This window comes from Sphingomonas sp. UYP23 (assembly GCF_054059235.1).
In genome coordinates, this window is sequence record NZ_JBSSBX010000001.1 from 39,560 (window position 1) to 57,542 (window position 17,983).

25 protein-coding genes are annotated in these 17,983 nt (G+C 63.9%); 24 read left to right on the plus strand and 1 reads right to left on the minus strand.

Features of this window, described 5'->3' with window-relative positions; translation table 11 throughout:
* The first annotated feature begins 161 nt into the window (after positions 1-161).
* The 24 genes from ACVWYO_RS00230 to ACVWYO_RS00345 all read left to right on the plus strand — a co-directional run bounded on the left by ACVWYO_RS00230 (position 162) and on the right by ACVWYO_RS00345 (position 17,656).
* Positions 162-521 (plus strand): LexA family protein, encoded by a 360-nt coding sequence (locus tag ACVWYO_RS00230; protein ID WP_457348127.1) that lies wholly within the window; start codon positions 162-164, stop codon positions 519-521.
* Positions 522-532: 11 nt separating this feature from the next.
* The gene (locus ACVWYO_RS00235; RefSeq protein WP_457348128.1) at positions 533-718 is read left to right on the plus strand and encodes a hypothetical protein; all 186 of its coding nucleotides are present in this window, start codon (positions 533-535) and stop codon (positions 716-718) included.
* Positions 715-1,353, plus strand: a complete 639-nt coding sequence (locus ACVWYO_RS00240; protein WP_457348129.1) for a DUF3164 family protein — start codon at positions 715-717, stop codon at positions 1,351-1,353. The genes ACVWYO_RS00235 and ACVWYO_RS00240 overlap by 4 nt, the downstream gene beginning before the upstream one ends.
* Complete coding sequence (nusG, locus tag ACVWYO_RS00245; RefSeq protein ID WP_457348131.1) at positions 1,350-1,931, plus strand: transcription termination/antitermination protein NusG; 582 nt, start codon at positions 1,350-1,352, stop codon at positions 1,929-1,931. Before ACVWYO_RS00240 ends, nusG begins: the two co-directional genes overlap by 4 nt.
* Positions 1,932-2,079: 148 nt before the next feature.
* The gene (locus ACVWYO_RS00250; protein WP_457348133.1) at positions 2,080-2,265 is read left to right on the plus strand and encodes a hypothetical protein; all 186 of its coding nucleotides are present in this window, start codon (positions 2,080-2,082) and stop codon (positions 2,263-2,265) included.
* A gap of 141 nt (positions 2,266-2,406) precedes the next feature.
* Positions 2,407-3,081, plus strand: a complete 675-nt coding sequence (locus tag ACVWYO_RS00255; RefSeq protein WP_457348135.1) for a hypothetical protein — start codon at positions 2,407-2,409, stop codon at positions 3,079-3,081.
* Positions 3,082-3,083: 2 nt separating this feature from the next.
* Positions 3,084-3,560: a hypothetical protein gene (locus ACVWYO_RS00260; protein ID WP_457348136.1), complete on the plus strand. Its 477-nt coding sequence runs from the start codon at positions 3,084-3,086 to the stop codon at positions 3,558-3,560.
* On the plus strand, positions 3,560-3,844 hold the full coding sequence (locus ACVWYO_RS00265) for a hypothetical protein (protein WP_457348137.1): 285 nt from the start codon (positions 3,560-3,562) through the stop codon (positions 3,842-3,844). Before ACVWYO_RS00260 ends, ACVWYO_RS00265 begins: the two co-directional genes overlap by 1 nt.
* Before the next feature lie 137 nt (positions 3,845-3,981).
* Positions 3,982-4,626, plus strand: a complete 645-nt coding sequence (locus ACVWYO_RS00270; protein ID WP_457348139.1) for a hypothetical protein — start codon at positions 3,982-3,984, stop codon at positions 4,624-4,626.
* Positions 4,559-6,724, plus strand: coding sequence for a phage terminase large subunit family protein (locus ACVWYO_RS00275; RefSeq protein WP_457348141.1), 2,166 nt, complete (start codon positions 4,559-4,561; stop codon positions 6,722-6,724). The genes ACVWYO_RS00270 and ACVWYO_RS00275 overlap by 68 nt, the downstream gene beginning before the upstream one ends.
* 49 nt (positions 6,725-6,773) lie before the next feature.
* Positions 6,774-7,001, plus strand: coding sequence for a gpW family head-tail joining protein (gpW, locus tag ACVWYO_RS00280; RefSeq protein ID WP_457348142.1), 228 nt, complete (start codon positions 6,774-6,776; stop codon positions 6,999-7,001).
* A 98-nt stretch (positions 7,002-7,099) separates the two neighbouring features.
* Positions 7,100-8,692 (plus strand): phage portal protein, encoded by a 1,593-nt coding sequence (locus tag ACVWYO_RS00285; protein ID WP_457348143.1) that lies wholly within the window; start codon positions 7,100-7,102, stop codon positions 8,690-8,692.
* Entirely contained in the window at positions 8,692-8,991 is a 300-nt protein-coding gene (locus ACVWYO_RS00290; protein ID WP_457348145.1) for a hypothetical protein, read from the plus strand. The genes ACVWYO_RS00285 and ACVWYO_RS00290 overlap by 1 nt, the downstream gene beginning before the upstream one ends.
* Positions 8,988-9,857, plus strand: a complete 870-nt coding sequence (locus tag ACVWYO_RS00295) for a S49 family peptidase (protein WP_457348147.1) — start codon at positions 8,988-8,990, stop codon at positions 9,855-9,857. Before ACVWYO_RS00290 ends, ACVWYO_RS00295 begins: the two co-directional genes overlap by 4 nt.
* A 56-nt stretch (positions 9,858-9,913) precedes the next feature.
* Complete coding sequence (locus ACVWYO_RS00300) at positions 9,914-10,627, plus strand: hypothetical protein (protein WP_457348149.1); 714 nt, start codon at positions 9,914-9,916, stop codon at positions 10,625-10,627.
* Positions 10,628-10,692: 65 nt separating this feature from the next.
* Positions 10,693-11,367, plus strand: coding sequence for a head decoration protein (locus ACVWYO_RS00305; protein ID WP_457348150.1), 675 nt, complete (start codon positions 10,693-10,695; stop codon positions 11,365-11,367).
* 132 nt (positions 11,368-11,499) lie between these two features.
* The gene (locus ACVWYO_RS00310; RefSeq protein ID WP_457348151.1) at positions 11,500-12,531 is read left to right on the plus strand and encodes a major capsid protein; all 1,032 of its coding nucleotides are present in this window, start codon (positions 11,500-11,502) and stop codon (positions 12,529-12,531) included.
* Between the two features lie 3 nt (positions 12,532-12,534).
* The gene (locus ACVWYO_RS00315; protein WP_457348153.1) at positions 12,535-12,888 is read left to right on the plus strand and encodes a head-tail joining protein; all 354 of its coding nucleotides are present in this window, start codon (positions 12,535-12,537) and stop codon (positions 12,886-12,888) included.
* Complete coding sequence (locus ACVWYO_RS00320) at positions 12,885-13,433, plus strand: hypothetical protein (protein WP_457348155.1); 549 nt, start codon at positions 12,885-12,887, stop codon at positions 13,431-13,433. Before ACVWYO_RS00315 ends, ACVWYO_RS00320 begins: the two co-directional genes overlap by 4 nt.
* Positions 13,434-13,443: 10 nt before the next feature.
* On the plus strand, positions 13,444-13,665 hold the full coding sequence (locus tag ACVWYO_RS00325) for a hypothetical protein (RefSeq protein WP_457348156.1): 222 nt from the start codon (positions 13,444-13,446) through the stop codon (positions 13,663-13,665).
* A 2-nt stretch (positions 13,666-13,667) separates the two neighbouring features.
* Positions 13,668-15,158, plus strand: coding sequence for a phage tail sheath subtilisin-like domain-containing protein (locus ACVWYO_RS00330; protein WP_457348158.1), 1,491 nt, complete (start codon positions 13,668-13,670; stop codon positions 15,156-15,158).
* Positions 15,159-15,183: 25 nt separating this feature from the next.
* A complete protein-coding gene (locus ACVWYO_RS00335; RefSeq protein ID WP_457348160.1) occupies positions 15,184-15,552 on the plus strand; it encodes a phage tail tube protein in 369 nt (122 codons plus the stop codon).
* An 8-nt stretch (positions 15,553-15,560) separates the two neighbouring features.
* Entirely contained in the window at positions 15,561-15,836 is a 276-nt protein-coding gene (locus ACVWYO_RS00340) for a phage tail assembly protein (RefSeq protein ID WP_457348161.1), read from the plus strand.
* 113 nt (positions 15,837-15,949) lie between these two features.
* Positions 15,950-17,656 (plus strand): glycoside hydrolase family 73 protein, encoded by a 1,707-nt coding sequence (locus ACVWYO_RS00345; RefSeq protein ID WP_457348163.1) that lies wholly within the window; start codon positions 15,950-15,952, stop codon positions 17,654-17,656.
* On the opposite strand, the gene ACVWYO_RS00350 is transcribed toward ACVWYO_RS00345, so the two are convergent.
* Entirely contained in the window at positions 17,653-17,928 is a 276-nt protein-coding gene (locus ACVWYO_RS00350) for a hypothetical protein (protein WP_457348164.1), read from the minus strand. The two genes, ACVWYO_RS00345 and ACVWYO_RS00350, sit on opposite strands and share 4 nt — an antisense overlap.
* Positions 17,929-17,983 lie beyond the last annotated feature (55 nt).

The following is a 17,983-nucleotide window of genomic DNA, read 5'->3' on the forward strand; positions in this document are numbered from 1 at the left end:
AATAATCGTGCGGCGGTCGCGCGGGTGCTGCCATGAGATATTCCTAGCAAAGGTCGATCTGAACAAGTGATGCTGGAACAAGATAGCGTATGATCCACGCTCTAGCATCAGCCTCGCCGTCTCACTATGTTCCGCAGTAGGGGCGCGGGATAAATGCATCGATGGGGGAAGGAAATGGTTCTGCTGCGTTAGCGCCGCGCCGTGATGAGGCGCTCGCCTTCATTATCGAACGGATCGCGCGCAACGGAACGAGCCCGACGTTCGAAGAAATCAGCACCAAACTTGGGGTAAGCCCAACCCGCGCAAAGCAATTGGTCGCGCAGCTGATCAAGCGGGGCGACGTTGAGAAGCGGCTAGGCGGGGTTCGCAGCCTTCGCGTCCGTGACGTCGCCGGATCTCGTAATTTGCTCGAGCACGCGCTCCGCCAGCTCGGATGGCACATCGCCGAACTGCAGACCCCCTTCCCGAACGGGCAGCTTCCGACATTCCCGCCTTTCGAGCACCTACCCGACGTCGATTAAGTCGGGGCTCCATGATCAACGTCGCACACTCCAAAGCCGCGCTCGCCTCCATGCCGGGCGACATTATCCCTCTGCCCCGCGAGCAGATGGCGGAGCTGCTAGTCGAGGTAGAAATTGGCCAGCATGCCCGCCGGGCATTGACCAACCTCAAGACGATGATCGCGATCGCGGCCAGCACGTCGGGTGCGCCGGCATGAGCGGGACCTCACACCCGGGCGCGATCAACGTCGGCGGCACGCCATACCTCAGCGATGCCAAAGGCAATCTCGTGCCACTGGCATCGGTGAAGGCGGCGGATCTGCTGATGGACGAGACGGTGCGCGCGATCGTAGCGAACGCCCGCGAGGTTTCGGCCGTCGTCGCGAACCTCAAATCGCAGACCTTCCAGAGCGTCGGCGATCTGCAGGCGCTGATCGCGCAGGATTATGGTGCGATCATCGGCGGCAAAAAGGGCAACATCACCCTGACATCGTTCGATGGCCGCCAGAAGGTACAGGTTCAAGTCGCGGACCTCTTGGAGTTCGGGCCCGAGCTGCAGCCCGCCAAGGCGTTGATCGACGAGTGCCTAACCGAGTGGGCTGTCGGCAGCGCGATGGAATTGCGCGCGCTCGTCAATCGCGTGTTTCAGGTCGACAAAGATGGCCAGATCAATCGGGCCGAGCTGTTCATGTTGCTCCGCGTCGAAATTCAAGACGATCGCTGGACGCGTGCCATGAAGGCCATTCGAGATTCGATGCGCATCATCGGCTCGCGCACCTATGTTCGCTACTACGACCGTCCGGCGCCCGACGCAGCGTGGCAACCTGTCTCCATCGATCTCGCGACAGCGTGACCGTGATGGATGGACCGACGGCGCGCGGAATGCGCGCGAGCGATTGGTGCATCCTGCGCACATCCCCGGGCCGCACGCTCGGCCTGGCTAAATCCCTTGCCGATGCGGGCCTCGCCGTCTGGACGCCGGAGCAGATCTACAATCGGCGCAAGCCGCGCAGCAAAGCCACGATCGAGATTTGCGCCCCGATCCTGCCGACCTTCGTGTTCGCTCGAGCGGCTTTGCTCCCGGAGCTGATGCGGATCTGCGCGCTGCAGATGAGCCCGCATCCGCCCTTTTCCATCTTCCGCCACGCTGGTGGCATTCCGCTGATCGCCGATTGCGAAATTGATAAGCTGCGCGACGTCGAGGAAGTCGGGAAGCGCGCGCGGCTGAAGAGAACGCACCGATACGTCTTTCCAACTGGGCAGAAGGTAAACGTCGTCGCTGGCAGCTTCATCGGACTGGAGGGCGTGGTGCGCGGCGGCGACGGGCAATACGCGATGGTCAGCTTCGGCGGCCCCGTCGAATTCAAGATAAGAACCTTTCTTTTACGAATCGACGGTATCGAAGGCGTTCTCACACGCGAGGCTCCATGAGCCTCGCACGGCCGCCAGAGCGGTCTTCGCGAGTTGGACTGGCTGGTCACGCGACCTTACCGCCCTCGCTACCAAACGCAGAAGCCACGCTTCTGACGATGTCCGACGGATATCGGCAACCTCACCAGCTTATCGTCGGAGATGCCGGATGGCCTCACAGCCCCGCCTGACCACGGCCGAGCGCGTGCGTCGCGCCGCCAATGACGCGCTTGAGGCAGCGGAAGCCATGGAGATCGGATCGAAGACGATGGGTCGCGTCGAGCGGCTGATTGGCGACGTCGAGCGCGCCGCCTCGGATATGCGGGCCGCAGTGCGCGGCTCGGGTGTCCGCTAGGCACATGATCGCCGTCAACGGGGTTCTGGTCTGGATACCGCGCAGTCTGGGCCCGCTCATGGCTGGGGTCATAACGCGCCAAGCCGGCAGCCAGACGGCCGCTGTTCAGGCCGGGCTCGGTCGATCGAACTCGAACCGAGCTTGAGGATCGACATTCGAGCCGATCTGAAGCCGCTGCAGCGCGCTTTCATCGCGCTAGGCGCGAAACAGGTGCCGTTCGCCACTTCCTTGGCGCTCAACGCGCTGGCCAAGGGCGTCGCTACTCAGGAACGTGCCGAGGTGGATAAGACGTTCTCGACGCCGGCTTCCTTCACCGAGAACGCCTTCCGTATCGCAGTGGCAACGAAGTCTAACCCGATTGCGACAGTCGCGGCGAAGGACAAGACGAACGCGCATGGGGGTCAAGCCGCGTACCTCGCCCCATATGTGATTGGCGGCGAACGTTTCCTTGGCTCAAAAAAGGGTATGCTTGCGCCAAGGTCTGTCGGCCTCAATCAGTACGGCAACCTGACCAAAGGCAAGCTTGCTTCATTGCGAGGGCGTCCGAACGTTTTCATCGGGAAACTGCAGACCAAGAGTGGCCGCATTATCAGTGGGGTCTGGCAAGGTCCGGCGGCGGTGAAAGCCCTGCGCCGTAAGAGTGCCGGGGTGTCGACCACTCAGGGCGGCGCAAAACTGCTGATCCAGTTCGAGGATACGACGCCGGTCAAGAAGCGGTTCGATTTCTTCGGTCGCGCGACCTCATACCTCAAATCGAACGCGGCGCGCGAGTTCGACGCTGCGATGAGGCAGGCGCTAGCGACTGCACGGAGGTGAAGATGCCAAAAGCACTGAGCGGCCTATTTGGTCGGACGCGCGCGCGACACACGCCAGCGCGCTCGTTTACCGATCGCATTCGCAGGATCATCCTGCTCGCGCCGAGCGAAGGGTCGGCGGACCGCTTGCTCGAGCATATGCTCAAGACGTTCAGCGACGACATGATCGTCGAGATCTACGCGGGCGATATTCGGCTGGCTTTGCAGGCCGCTCGCGACGACACGACTTTCGTACACCCGGACCGTTTCAGGATCGACTTCGATTGGGAAACGGGGCGCCTCTCAGCGACAGATGGTCGTGCGCGGCTTAGCGCGGCTGAACGCACTGGCTTGCTGCAGACCGCAGAGTACGTCCTCGGCCGGATCCGTCAGGATGACCTCCGAGCGATACGCGCTAACAAGGGTGCTAAGCGCGGCCTATACTGCTGCCGGGTTGAGCATTCGCGAGGCGATGCCTGCCCGATCTGCGATCCAGACTGATGGCTCATCCCAACTACCTTATCGCCGGCGTCGATATCGCGGCCGATCGCTTCGAGGTCGCAATCCTCGGCTGGACGCGTGGCGCGCTCCGCGGGCAATCCACAAGCATCGTGCTGTTCGATGAGATCGATGCGTACCCATTCCCTGCTGATGCCGCACCGTTGACGCCCGCAGCGCTGAACACGGCGGCCCCGCGGTCCGATGCCCGCCTCGGCCGCAGAGCCGCCCGCCGCCAGAGCGGCCGGGCGCGCGCCGCGCGCCGCGCGGCCGCTGCCTGCCTCTGACACCCCCCCCGGGGTCTTTTGGGGTCCTTCCCGGCCCCTTCTGCATCGAGGGTAATTGCGCACCGCATGACTCCCCCAGCTGCGACATCAAAAAGTTGGTTGCGGGGGGCAACCGGTTGCGGGGGTAGGGAACGATGATGCTTCTCTCGCTCACCGCCTTTGCAAAGTCGCACAGCACATCGCGACAGGCTGCCACCAAGTGGAAAACTAAGGGCGCGCTGGTATTTAGCGGCGATCTCGTCGACGTCGAGCAGTCCAATCAGCGGATGCGCGAGGCTGGCCTTGGTCGCTTCAAGACGGAAGCCGCGCAGGCGCAACCAGCCCCCGCAACCGCCCCCCGCAACCGGAGCAAGGTTGCGCGCGAAGTGGCGGCCGCGGTTGACGAGGTTGTCGAGGATTTCAACGCTGCGCTCGAGCATGGCGCGATTGATCCGACGATCGCCGGCGGCTTCATCGAGCAGCTGCTCGCCGGGCAATTCCGAAGCAAGGTCGAGGCCTCTGCGATCAAGGAGAATGCCCTCGCGCTGAAGCACCTGCTGGTGGCGCAGAAAGAGGCCGGGCGACTGGTCGAGATGGATACAGCCGAGAAAGTCCTTTTCGACGATCGCCGCGCATCACGAGACGCCTGGCTGAATTGGCCCGGCCGCTTCGGTCCTCTGCTCGCCGCGGATCTCGATATCGACGGTCCGAAGCTGGTGGAGGCGCTAAGGCCCTATGTCCATCAGCAGCTCGACGAGCTCGGCGAACCAGACGTCGATTTCAGCGGTACCGACGAAGACTGAACGGCTGCAGCGCGCGGCGCGGCGCGGATGGTCCCCGCCGCCCCGGGTCAGCGTTCCGGAGTGGGCCGACAAGAAGCGGGTGCTCGCCAAGGAGGCCGGCAGCACCTCGGGAAAATACCGCACCGCGCGCGTCGAAATAGCGCGCGGGCCCATGCTCGCCGTGACCGAGCCGGGGGTACGCAAAATCTCCGCCATGGTGGCGACGCAGCTGCTCAAGACGACGCTGATCGAGAACGTCACCGGGTTTCACATCCACCTCGACCCCTGCCCGATGCTCATCGTGCAGCCGAAGGACGCGGCAGCCCTGCAGTTCTCGAAGGAGCGTATCGCCCCGTACATCAAGGCTACGCCAGTGCTTCGCGGCCTTGTCGGATCCTCGAAGACACGCGACGCCGGCGACACCGTCGATTACAAGGCATTCCCCGGCGGCTTCCTCGGTATCGTCGGCGCCGGCAGCCCGGACAATCTGGCGCGTCGGCCGATACGGGTCGTCATGTACGATGAGGTCGATAAGTACCTTCCTATCAAGGAAGGCAACCCGATCGATATTGGCGACGAACGTCTCGCCACCTTCGAATCGAACTCGCTCAGCATCCGGGTCTGCTCGCCGACGATTACCGGCGAGAGCAAGATCGAGGCAAGCTTCGGACAATCGGATCAACGCCGAGCATCCGTTTGCTGCCCCTTATGCGATCACCGGCAGTTCCTGGACTTTTTCAAGCACGTCGACTGGAGCAGGGGAAAGGACGGCAAAACCCACCGCCCAGAGACCGCGCGCATCTACTGCGAGAAATGCAGCAAGCCTTGGTCGGAAGGCCAGCGCCAGCGAGCCCTTGGGACGATCCGGTGGCATCAGACGCGGGCGTTCGAATGCTGTGACGAGCTGCAGCACCCGCTCGATACCTATGCTGCGGCCTGGGCGACATTCGACGCCGATGCCGTGGAGATCGTCTGGGACTGGTGGTTCTCGCGCAGGTACGCGGTCTATCGCGCGAAATGTCGCCACTGCGGCGTGTGGGCGGTGCCAAACGAGCATGCAGGCTTTCAGGCCGGCAAGCTTTACAGCCCGTGGGCGAACGACTCTCCGCCCAAAATGGCGGCGAAATGGCTCGCTGCCGTCGACGAGGATGGGAAGCTCACGTTTCATAATACCCAGCTCGCGCTGACGTATAAGAAGAACACCGGCAAGATCCTCGATCCTGACTCTCTGCTCGCGCGGCGTGAGAATTGGGCTGCGGAAATCCCCGACGGTGTCGCCGTGCTGACCGCGGGGATCGACACGCAGGACTATCGTGTTGAAGTTGAGATTGTCGGCTGGGGCCGGGACGAGGAAAGCTGGTCGGTCGCGTACGAGGTGATCGACGGCGAGTTCGACGATCCGAAGACGCAGGCGCAGCTCGATGCTTTCCTGCTGCGTACTTGGTACCGGGCCGATGGCCGCCCCTTCAAGATCTCAGCCGCGTGCCATGACTCGGGCGGCCACCATACGCAGTCGGTCTACGATTTCTCCAAGGCGCGCCTCGGTCGCTTCATCTGGGCGATCAAGGGTGAGAGCGCGCGGACCGGACAACGGAACCCGATCTGGCCGACCAAGCGGCCGTCAGCGCGATCGAAGAAGACGTTTCGCCCGATCATCCTCGGCGTCAATGCCGCGAAGGATGTGGTCCGATCGTATCTGACCAGGCCCAATTACGGCCCCGGCTACATGCATTTTTCGACTGATCGCGACGTAAATTACTTCGCTCAGCTGACGTCCGAAACGATCGTGCTGAAGGAATTGGGCGGGCAGAAATTTCGCGTGTGGGAGCTTCCCGCCGGTCGCGCCAACGAGGCGAGCGACTGCCGGGTCTACGCGTACGGCGCTCTCCACGGAATGCTCCAGCGCGGCTTCAAGCTCAATCGCGAAGCGGAAAAGGTCGGTGCCACCATGACGATCGAGCCCGCCCCGCCCCCGCCCACCCCGGGTGCCGCTACCGATCTGCAGGATCTGCCACGCGACCGCGCGCCGGCGGCGCCGATCGCCGCCTCGCCGCCAGCTGCAATGAAGACCGCGCACCGCGCCGGCGGCCGCACTGGCGCCGGCCGCCGCCTCGCATGAAGGACTGACTATGGGCCGATATGATCCCAGCAAGAGCCTTCTCGCCGGCATGGACACAACCATTCTGCGTCAGCGCCTGGCGCAGATGCAGCAGGACTATCTCGACATCTCGAGCGGCCGGAAGGTCGAAAGCGCGGGCTATGCCCAGGGCGACGGGAGCAAGACCGTGAAATACACCGCGGCTAACTTGGATCAACTCTCGACGGTCATTCGCCAGCTGCAGGCCCAGCTCGGCATAATCCCCTCCCCCCGCCGTGCAATCGGGTTCCGCTTCTGATGGCGCAGCCTCCGGCGCTGATCGATAATCGCGGTCAGCCAATCCCCTCGGCCGTAATTGCGCAGATCCGTCAGAACGCGCAGCGCGGCGGCGCCCGCATGCGTGGTTCTCTCGGCGGCGGCGCTGCGGGCAATTTCTTTCCGTACGACGCGGTCAACTTCAACTCGCGCGACCAAAGCGACTGGTTCCCATCGGTCCGCTCGCCCGATTCCGAGATCAACCTCTACCGCGACCGGATCGCCGCCAAGGCGCGCGATCTGCGCCGCAACGATCCGTGGGCGAACGGCGCGATCGCCGGGATCCTCGATTCCACGATCGGCGCCTCATATCGCTTCGTCTCCAAGCCCGACTATCGCGCGCTGCGGTTGCACGCGAAGGGCTTCGACGCGGTCTGGGCCAACGAGTACCGCGCGGTGCTCGAGGCGAAGTGGCGGAGCTACTCGGAGGATCTCGGCCACTATAACGACGTCAGCCGCGGCATGACCGTATCTCAGCAGTTCCGGCTCGCGCTCGGTCACAAGCTGGTCGATGGCGAATCGCTGCTCGTCGCGCAGTGGCGGCCGGACCGCATCGGCCGCGGCGCCGCGACCTATGCGACCTGCTTTCAGGGCGTAGATCCCGATCGCCTGTCCAATGTGAACATGGGCCCCGACACGCGCTACATGCGTGGCGGCGTGGAGCTCGACGACGACCAGGTCGCCGTCGCGTATCACATTCGCCGCGCCCATCAGTACGACTGGTACAACGCGGTCGAGAGCATGGAATGGGACCGCGTCGAACGCGAAGATCCCGACGGCTGGCGTCGCGTCTACCATGATTACGACCCCGACCGGTTCGCGCAGAACCGCGGCGTAACCGTCTTCGCCCCGGTCATCGGCAAGCTGAAAATGCTCTCGCAGCTCTATGGCGTGAAGCTGGAGGCCGAAAACGTCGCGGCTGCCTTCGGTCTCTATATCACGTCGCCCTACGACATGGAGATGGTGCGCGCCGGCCTCGACTGCGAGGACGACGAGGAAAAGGCGTTCGGCTGGTACCAGGACATGCGGTCGGACTTCCATGCCGACCGTGATGTCGCGGTAAAAGGCGCGCGGATGGCCACGCTGGCCCCGGGCGAGAAAATTGAATCGGTGGCGCCGGGCGGTGGCCAGACCGACATCAAGCCGTTCGCGCACGAAATGCTGCGCGCCGTTTCGGTCGCGCTCGGCGTGTCGGGCGAGGAAGTGCACAACGACTATTCGGACTCGAGCTGGTCGTCCGCACGCGCGGGTATCGTCAAATCTGAAAAGACGTCGCGCCGGCGCTGCTCCGAGTTCGACCAGAACACCGCCACGCCGGTGCTTGCGACCTGGCTCGAGGAACCGTTCGAGCGCAACGAGCTCCCGCTCCCCCGCAACGCCCCGTCCTACCTCGAGATGCGGACCGCCTATTCGCGCGGCCGCTGGCTCGGCGCGGCGCGCGGCTGGGTCGATCCGGTCGCGGAACGCCAGGGCGTCGTGCTTGGCCTCGATGCGGGTCTCTCCACGATGGAGGACGAGTGCGCGAAGCAGGGCATGGATTGGGAAGAGAACCTCGAGCAGCGCGCGATCGAATACCATCGCATGCAGGATCTCGGCCTGCCCCGACCGGAATGGTTCGGCAACGAATACACCGCCACGCAGGTCGCGCAGGCGCAGCAAGCGGAGCAGCCCTGATGTTCATCGACGTCACACGCCATGGCGGTGAGCGCGCGCTGCGCCTTGCGGTCGCGGCGATCGCCCTCCTCGACGAAGCGCCGGGCGGAACTGCCATCCGCTTGATTGGTGGCGACAGCCTGCACGTGGTCGATACGCCGGCCGAGATCGAGACGCGGTGCATGCCGCAGATGATCTTCGCTGAGAGTGTCCTGAGCGAGGACGACGTTGCCGCGATCACGGCCGCCCCCACCGGCGCCGTTATACCGCTGGGTCCCGGCACTGCGGAATCCGCTATGCCGAAGGGCAAGCGCAAGTGACCGCCGTTCCACGCCACCTGATCACGCGTCTGTTCAACACCACAACGGCGCTACTGCCCGCCGCATCGGCGCTGACGATGGAGCTGCTGGCGCGGGCGACCAGCGGCATCCAGGCCGGCAACGGTGGGGCTGCCTTCGGTATTGCGGACGACGACACCGGCGACGATCGCCAGCGCCCCTACGACGTCGTGTGCGGCGTGGCGATCATCCCGATACGCGGCGTGCTCATCCAGCGGATCGGCTGGCTTTGGCGCTACGGCGATATGATCGGCCTGTCCGGCTACGACCGCATCCGCCTGCAGTTCCTGCAGGCCCTCGCAGATCCGCAGGTCGATGCGATCGTATTCGACGCCGATAGCCCTGGCGGTGAAGTCGCCGGCTGTTTCGATCTGGTGGATATGATCTATCGCGCGCGGGGCACCAAGCCGATCGCCGCCATCTTGGGCGAAAGTGCATATTCCGCTGCCTATGGCCTCGTCTCAGCTGTCGACCCCGGTCGGCTCTGGGTGCCGCGCACGGGCGGCACGGGCTCGGTCGGCGTGATCTACCAGCACCTGAGCATCGCCGGCTGGCTCAAGAATACCGGTATCCTGCCGACCTTGGTCACCAAGGGCGCCTTCAAGGGTGAGAGCAGCGAGCTGTTCGACCTTTCCGACGATGCGCTTGCCCGCCTGCAGGCCGACGTCAACGCCGTCGGCAAGCTGTTCGATACCACCGTCGCGCGCAACCGCGGCATGGCCGTGAAGGACGTTACCGCCACTCAGGCGGCCACCTTCCTCGGCGCCAACGGCGTCGACATCGGGTTCGCTGACGCGGTCGCCGCGCCGGACGAAGCCTTCCGGGCGCTGCTCAAGCAGCTCGACTGAACCGCCGGGCCGCCCGGGCCCGGCTCCCCAGGCTTTCCGCCACCAGGAGTGACACCATGAACACCAGCAATTTGATGGCCGGTGCGAGCCGTTTCGCGCATCTCGCAGGCTTCAGTCGGAAGGCGCGCGGCGCTGCCGACGACGACCAGCAGGAAGACCAGGCCAAGGGCAAGCGTTCGAAGGCGTCGGACGACGACGATGATGACGACCAGGCGAAAGGTAAGGGCTCGCGGGCATCGGACGATGACGGCGACGATGACCAGGCAAAGGGCAAGCGCTCGAAGGCATCGGACGACGACGACGATGACGACCAGGCAAAGGGCAAGCGCTCGAAGGCGTCGGATGACGACGATGACGATGATCAGCCCAAGGGAAAACGCTCGCGGGCTTCGGACGACGACGACGATGACGATGACGACGAGAAAGAGATGCACGGTCGCAGCTCGGCCGCATCGGCACGTCGCCGCGAGCAGGCGCGGATCACGCACATCCTCTCGAGCAAGCATGCGGCGGCCAATCTCCCGCTCGCGGTTTCGCTCGCCTGCGAGACCCGCATGCCGCGCCGCGAGGCAGTCTCGGTTCTGAAGGGACAGGCGGCGGTCCGTCCCGATCGCGATTACGACGACGATCGCGGCAACCGCCATGCGCGCAATGATCGCTCGAGCCGCAATGTCGCGCTCGGCGGCGATGCGGCCCTGCCGTCCGACAAGAAGGCAATCGACTCCAGCTGGGGCTCGGCCTTCGCGAAGGCAGGCGTCCCGACCCGCTAACCCCTCAGCCCCGGCCGGAGCTCCTCTTCGGTCTCGAATCCCTCGTTTCAGAAAGGAGCCCGACCATGGGCGTTCCCTCCAATACCGTTCTTATCGAGAATCGCCGCGAAGGTGGCTATGTCGTCTGGGATCCGTCCGACGGCATGTTTACCCGTGATCGTGGCTACATTGCCGCGGGCGCTGGCATCTGTATCGCTGGTCTTGTGCTAGCGTCGCAACTGACCGGCGGCGCAGCCGTTGCAGCTGCGTTCGGTACCAACGTCGGCAACGGCGTCATGGGCGCGATCGCCGTTTCGGCGCTGGCGAAGGTCGGCGACTACAAGCTGATTTTCGTCGAGCCCACCGCCAATGCGGGCACCTTCATCGTCGAGGGTCCGGATGGTATCGAGGTCGGCCACGGCAACGTCGCCGCGCCGTTCGCTGCCGGCGGGCTCAGCTTTACGCTCGCCGATGGCGCGACCGACTTCGCGTCCGGGGACAGCTTCACCATCTCGGTCACCGGTGCGGTGAAATATCTGCCGTATGATCCGATCTCGGTGACCGGCCTACAGTACGCGACCGCGATCTTGTGGAGCGGCTGGCGCGACGCCACCACCGCCGATCGCCGCGCGGTGCTCAACACCAGCGGGCCAATGAAGATCCAGGCCGCAGAGCTGATGTGGGGCGCCAACGTCACCACGCTGTCCCAGCAGGCGAACGCGCTCGCCCAGCTCGCCAAGCTCGGCATCCGCAGCGTCTGACCCGCAGGTGGCGCCGCGGCGCTGCCTGTTCTCTTCTTTTCAACATTCGCCTGACCCGGGCGGCCTCGGCCGCACCGGGCGGGCCCGGTTGCGCTCCATCGTCAGCGCAGCCTCATCGATGGAGCCCCACCCATGAGCATGATCAATATCTTCCGCAACGACGCGTTCTCCGAAGTCGCTCTGACCAGCCAGGTCGAGCGGGTTCCCCATCTCCCGCAGACGCTGAGCGACATGGGCCTGTTCACGCCCAACCCGATCCGCACCACGGCGCTCGCCGTCGAGGAGCGCAACGGGATCCTCAGCATCGTGCCGATGAGCCAGCGCGGGGAGTCGACCAACTCCGAGCGCACGACCGAGCGCCGCAAGATGCGCTATTTCGACGTGCCGCGGATCTTCAAGGGCGACACGATCCACAGCCACGAGCTGCAGAACGTTCGCGAATTCGGCGAAGAGTCCGTCCTGATGCAGGTGCAGACCGAGGTGGCGCGCCGTCTCGCAGGACCGACGGGCATCCTGACCCACCTCGACTACACCGAGGAATTCCAGATGCTCGCCGCCGTGCAGGGCTTCCTGCTCGATGCCGACGGCAGCGTCTGGTACAACTGGTTCGACGAGTTCGAGTTCGCGCCGGCGGCAGAAATCGCCTTCAATCTCGACGCGAACATCGAATATTCGCTGCGTCCGAAGATCAACGCGATGTGCCGCGACATGGCGCGCTCGGCGCAGGGCGCCTTCACCACGTCGACGTCCGTCGTCGGCCTGTGCGGCGACTCGTTCTTCGACAAGTTCACCACGCACGTCGACGTCGAAAAGACGTACAAGAACTGGTCGGATGCCTCCGAGCTGCGCCAGGGCGGCGCCTTCGGCCATTTCCCGTTCGGCGGCGTCGAGTGGGTCAACTACCGCGGGTCGGACAACAACACCGATATCAAGGTCCCCGACGACAAGGTGAAGTTCTTCCCCAAGGGCGCGCCGGGCGTGTTCGAAAAGGCGATGGCGCCGGGCGAAAGCTTCGAGTGGATCAATACGCCGGGGAAGGAACGTTACGTCGTCCCGATCTTCGATCGCGACCGGAATTCGTTCTGGCGCATGGAAGCGTACGAATATCCGCTCTTCATCTGCAAGCGCCCCGAGACCCTGCGCACGGGCAAGCAGGGCGCCTGATCAATGTCGCTCGACTGGGATAGCATTCTGCTCGCGCCTGTGATGGGCGTGTTCGGCGAGGGCGATGCTTCCCAGTCGGCGATGTGGCCGATCTACTACCCCACCGGTCTCGCGCCATTCGCCCTCGCGGATGCGGTCTTTGACCGCGCCTATGCCGACGTCACACTCGACGGAGACGGGTCGGAGAACACGACTACAAAGCCATGCCTCGGAGTACGGGTCTCACTATTTCCTCGCGAGCCGGCGCAGGAAGACACGGTCTATATCCCATCGGTGCCGGGCCACTTCCTTGTGAAGGACGTACGCACTGACGGTCATGGCCATGCCAAACTGATCCTGATGGGCCCAGTCACATGACAACCACCTCAGGCGGCTTGCTCGCGATCGCGGTCGCTGCCGTCGCGGCGCCGAATGCCACTGATGCTGGAGATCAAGTTTTCTCTCCTGGCGATTGGCCCACCCAATCAGGTCAGTATTCGCGCCTGAAAGCGCGGGTCGCCACCGAGAGCAAGCAGTCTCTTGGCCGCGGGGGCGGACCAGAATTTACGGTGACGGCGACCTTTCGCTTCATCGGTGAGGTGTCGGCCGCCCCGCAGTTTCTCAATGCCGGTGCGAACGCCGCAGCGGCGCAGATCCTTCACCTTGCGCGGCAGGTCGAAGTCGCAGTGATCGGGTTGCCGGCGCTTTACGATGAGCGCGTTCAGCAATTCCCCACGGTCCAAACCGAATTTTCTTACAACTCGGACGGTGAAACTCACCTCGCCGGCTTCCAGATGGATGTCGCCGTGGAGTTCTACCAGGGCCCCGAAGATTTCGCGCAGCCGGTGACGACGGACCTCAACGAGGTCGTCGCCGCATGGCCTGCCTATCCGCCAACCGGCTTCATCGCCAATCTCACCTGAGGAGTCCGACATGGGCAGCAACACCGTGCGTATCGTCGCCGTTCCCGATCGATTGGTACGCGACCCTTTGACGCGCCGGCCGGTCGATGAGGTCGGGATCGACATCGATCCGCTTGATCTGACCTGGTCGCGGATGATCGCCGACGAGGACGTCGCGGTCGTCGATGACGAGCCCTCGCTTGAGGCAACCGATCCCGCATCCGCGCCCAGCGCGCCCGATAAGGAGGCCTGAGCATGGTCCCGTTCAAGAACATCCCGTCGAACCTGCGCGTCCCGCTGTTTTATGCCGAGATCGACAATTCGAAGGCGAACACCGCTGCGGTCGCGCAGCGCGCGCTGCTTATCGGTCAGAAGCTGGCGTCGGGCACCTATGCCGCAAACGTTCCGGTCTCGTGTGGGTCGGCGCCGGAAGGCCGAGCCGCTGCAGGTCAGGGCTCGATCCTGGCGGGCATGATCGACGCCTACCGCGACGGCGATCCGAATGGTGAGATGTGGGTGCTTCCCGTCGTCGATGACGGTGCCGCGACCACGGCCATCGGGTCGATCACCTTCACCGGACCGACCACCGCCCTGGGCACGCTGCCCCTCTATGTCGCCGGCCGGTTGGTCGCCCCGATCATCGCGAGCGGGCAGACCGCCGCCCAAGTCGCCACCACAGCCGTTGCGGCGATCAACGCCATGGCAGGCCTGCCTGTAATCGCGGCCGTCGACGTAACGGTGCCGGCGAAGGTCAATCTCACCGTGCGCAACGCCGGCGAATGCGGCAACGATATCGACGTGCGCTTCGCATATCGCGGTGCCGCGGCTGGCGAGAACCTCCCCGCCGGGCTCGGCGCGACGATCGTCGCGATAACCGGCGGTGCGGGCAACCCGGTCCTCACGACCGCGCTGTCTAACCTACTCGACATGTCGTTCGACTTCATCGTCTGCTCACTTACCGATACGGTGTCGCTGGCCGCGATCGCATCGCTGCTCAACGACACCACGGGCCGGTGGGCATGGAGCGCGCAGGTCTACGGCCATTGCTTCATCGCCAAGCGCGGCACCGCCGGCGCGGTCGCGGCGTTCGCGACGGCGCTGAACAACCAGCACGTCACGTGCGTACCTTTCGCCGAGTCGCCTACCCCACCTTGGAAGTGGGCAGCAGCCTTCGCTGGCGTCGCAGCCGTCAGCCTGCGCGCAGATCCGGGCGTCCCTCTCCAGACGCTGGCTGTTCCAGGAATTCTTCCGCCTGCGCTGGCGTCGCGATGGAACCTCCCGACCCGCAACAACACGCTGCTCTACGGCGGATGCTCGACCTGGACGGTCGATGCAGCCGGTAACGTCGTAATCGAGAACATCATCACGACCTACGTCACAAACACGCAGGGCCAGGCGGACAACAGCTATCTCCAGATCGAGACGCTGTTCCTCATCGTCTTCGTGCTGCGCGCGCTGTCGTCGATGGTCTCGACGAAATATGCACGCGTGAAGCTCGCCGCCGATGGAACGCGCGTCATGCCGAACTCGAACGTCGTCATGCCATCCACGATCCGCGGCGACATCATCGCGCTGTACCGCGACCTCGAGGGACAGGGGATGGTGCAGCAGGCGGCAGCGTTTGCAGCAGGGCTGGTGGTCGAGAAGGACGCAATTAACCCGAACCGGGTGAACGTGCTCCTGCCTGCCGTCCTGATCGACCAGCTGCGCACCTTCGCAGTGCTGCTGCAGTTCCGCCTCCAGTAATTCCCATATTTAGGAGACCGCCATCATGGCAGACCCCAATCGCATTGCCGGCACCGCGTCGGTCACGATCGACGGCCAGTCCTTCACCATCGTCGGCGAAGGGACCTATCGGCTCAGCTCGGAGCATCGCGAGACCCTCAAGGGGCAGAGCGGCGTCGAAGGCTATTCTGCGATGCCGATGGAGGGCAAGATCAGCTGGAAGGGGCGCGACGGGTCCAATGTCGACATCGACGCGCTGAACCGCGCGACCAACGCAACTGTCGTGCTGAGCCCTGCCAACGGCAAGTCGATCATCGGCCGGAACATGTGGCGCAGCGGTGACCCAGTCGAGATCAACACCGAAGACGCCTCGTTCTCGATCGAGTTCGACGGCCCCGACGTCATCGCAGCATAGGAGCGGACATGGCCGATATTCCCGACGAGCTCGTGATCACCTTGCGTAAGCCGGTGACGCTGGGCGAGACCTTCACTACCATCACCCTGCGTGAGCCGACCGGCGCCCAGATGATGGAGATCGACAAGCTCGAGGGCTGGGCTGCCGACGTCAAAGCGATCGCATTGGTCTCTGGCCTCCCCGAGCCAGCGGTCAAGATGATCGGCGCGCGCGATCTCCGCATCGCATCGAAGTACCTCGGAAGTTTTTTGCTCGACGGCCCCTCGATTGGCGCCAACGCCTGATCGTCCTCTCGCAGGCTTTCAGCAAAATCCCTCCCGAGATCCTCGCGCATCCCTGGTCGACGATTAACGACTGGTGGGACTGGGGCGGCTTCGGCGAATAGCGAGGGCCTGACATGGCAGCACAAGCCACCTTCGGGATTGACATCACCGCGTCGGACAAGACGGCGAAGGGGAAGAAGTCAGCCGAGAAGACCCTCGGCCAGATCCAGAAAAACCTCAGCGCTGGCAATAAAAAGGCCGCGGAAGAGACCGAGCGTACAATCGGCGGGTCCGGCCGACGCATGGTGCGCACTTTTGGCGCAGTCGAAAAGGCGGCATCTAAGGCGCTAGGGGGGAAATCCATCACCGGCGGCTTGGCTGATCGCATGGGGGGTATTGGCAAGGCTGCATCGGTGCTTGGTTCGAGCCTCGGCGAGGCTTCATTGGCCGGGGGCGCGCTCGGCGGAACGCTTGGCGTCGTTGGCATCGCGGCAGCTGGGACTATCGGTGTATTGGCGGCAGCAGCCTATGGCGCTTTCAAGCTCGCCGACGGCTGGGCGAAGGGCGCGGCATCGATCGGGCGAACGGCAGAGATCATCGGGGTCGGGACCAAGGCGTTCCAGGAATTCACCCTCGCGGCCGAGCGAGCCGGCGTCAGCCGCGATACGGCGGCAGGCGCGGTCGGTGGGTTGTCACAGACCCTGAACGACGCCCGCTATGGCCGGAATAACGACGCTGTCGCGCTGCTGTCGAAAATGGGCGTTGCGCTGAAAACCAAGAGCGACGGCACCGTCGACGTTGAAGCTATGATGCCACAGATCGCCGACGCCCTCGCGCGACAGAATTCGTCAGGCCGGCGCACGGCGGCGCGGATCCTCGGTATTCCGCAGGGTGCCCTCCCCGCTTTCACTCAAGGCGGCAAGGCGCTCTCGGCAGACATGGCGGATGCTGGCGTTCACGGGCCTGTAATCAGCGATGAAGGCATCTCGAAGGCAAAGCGTTTCGCACGCGGTTCCGTGATGGGAGCCCAGATGATTGAGAAACATACGAATTGGGGCAAAGAGAAGATAGTCGATGGGATGATCGCGGCTGCCCAATCGACGGTCGGAGAAGCAGTTATAAAGACGGCGCGTTCGTTGGACAGCAGCTCGCGAACGAATGAGCGCGCCGCCGACAAAACCGATCGCGCCGCCAGTACGATGGAACGCGCGGCAACGGTCATCTCAGGTTCGTCTGGTCGCGGGCATATTGCGCTCGCGCGTGACGTCGTCGCTGCGGCGCAAGCCAGCGAGAAGAAGTACGGGATCCCCGCATCGGTTACTCTCGCGCAGTTCGGCCTGGAAAGCAGCTATGGCCGCCGCATGCCGCCCGGCAGCAACAACCCGTTCGGGATCAAGGCCAAGGCTGGCGAGCCGTTCGTTGCTTCGCGCACTCGCGAAGAAGACCGGAATGGCAACTCCTACTGGGTTAACGCGAGATTCCGGAAGTTTGATAGCCTGGCTGAGGCTTTTGATGCGCACGCAAGGCTGCTTGCTACTGCCCGACCGTATGCCGCGGCACGCCGCAAGTTGCCGGATACCGACGCCTTCGCTGACGCACTCACCGGAACCTATGCAACCGATCATCTCTATGGGTCAAAACTGCGCGGGATTATCCATGGGCAGGGCTTCGACCGGTTCGATAGCGGTAACCAAGCCCAGCCGCCTATACCGGTACATGTCACTGTTGAGCACAAGAACGCCCCACCGGGCACTCGGACAACGGTCAAAGCCGGCTCGGGCCCACGACCAGCTGTGAGCCATGCTTTCGAGCAAGGCATTGTTCCGGTCCATGGAGGTTAGCGCACGCCGTTCGCCTTGAGAGTGTCCAGTGTTGCAAAGCATCTGTGCTTTCTCAGGAGATACATTCGCGCTTCGCCAAGCTGATCGAGCGTGAGGTCTTTCACTGCTTGCGCCATTTTCGCATCAAACTTCGCAATAGCCTGAACGCGGGCGGCATCACTGGGAAGATTTTCCGGACAGACGAACGAGCGGTCTATCTGCGCCATACGATCGGGATCGGCGACCACTTGAGCAGCAAGCGCGATCACGATCATCGCCAACATATTGAGCATCACAGTCTCTCCAAATGATCGACTTCAACTACCACAAGCCGAGGAGGTTCAGATA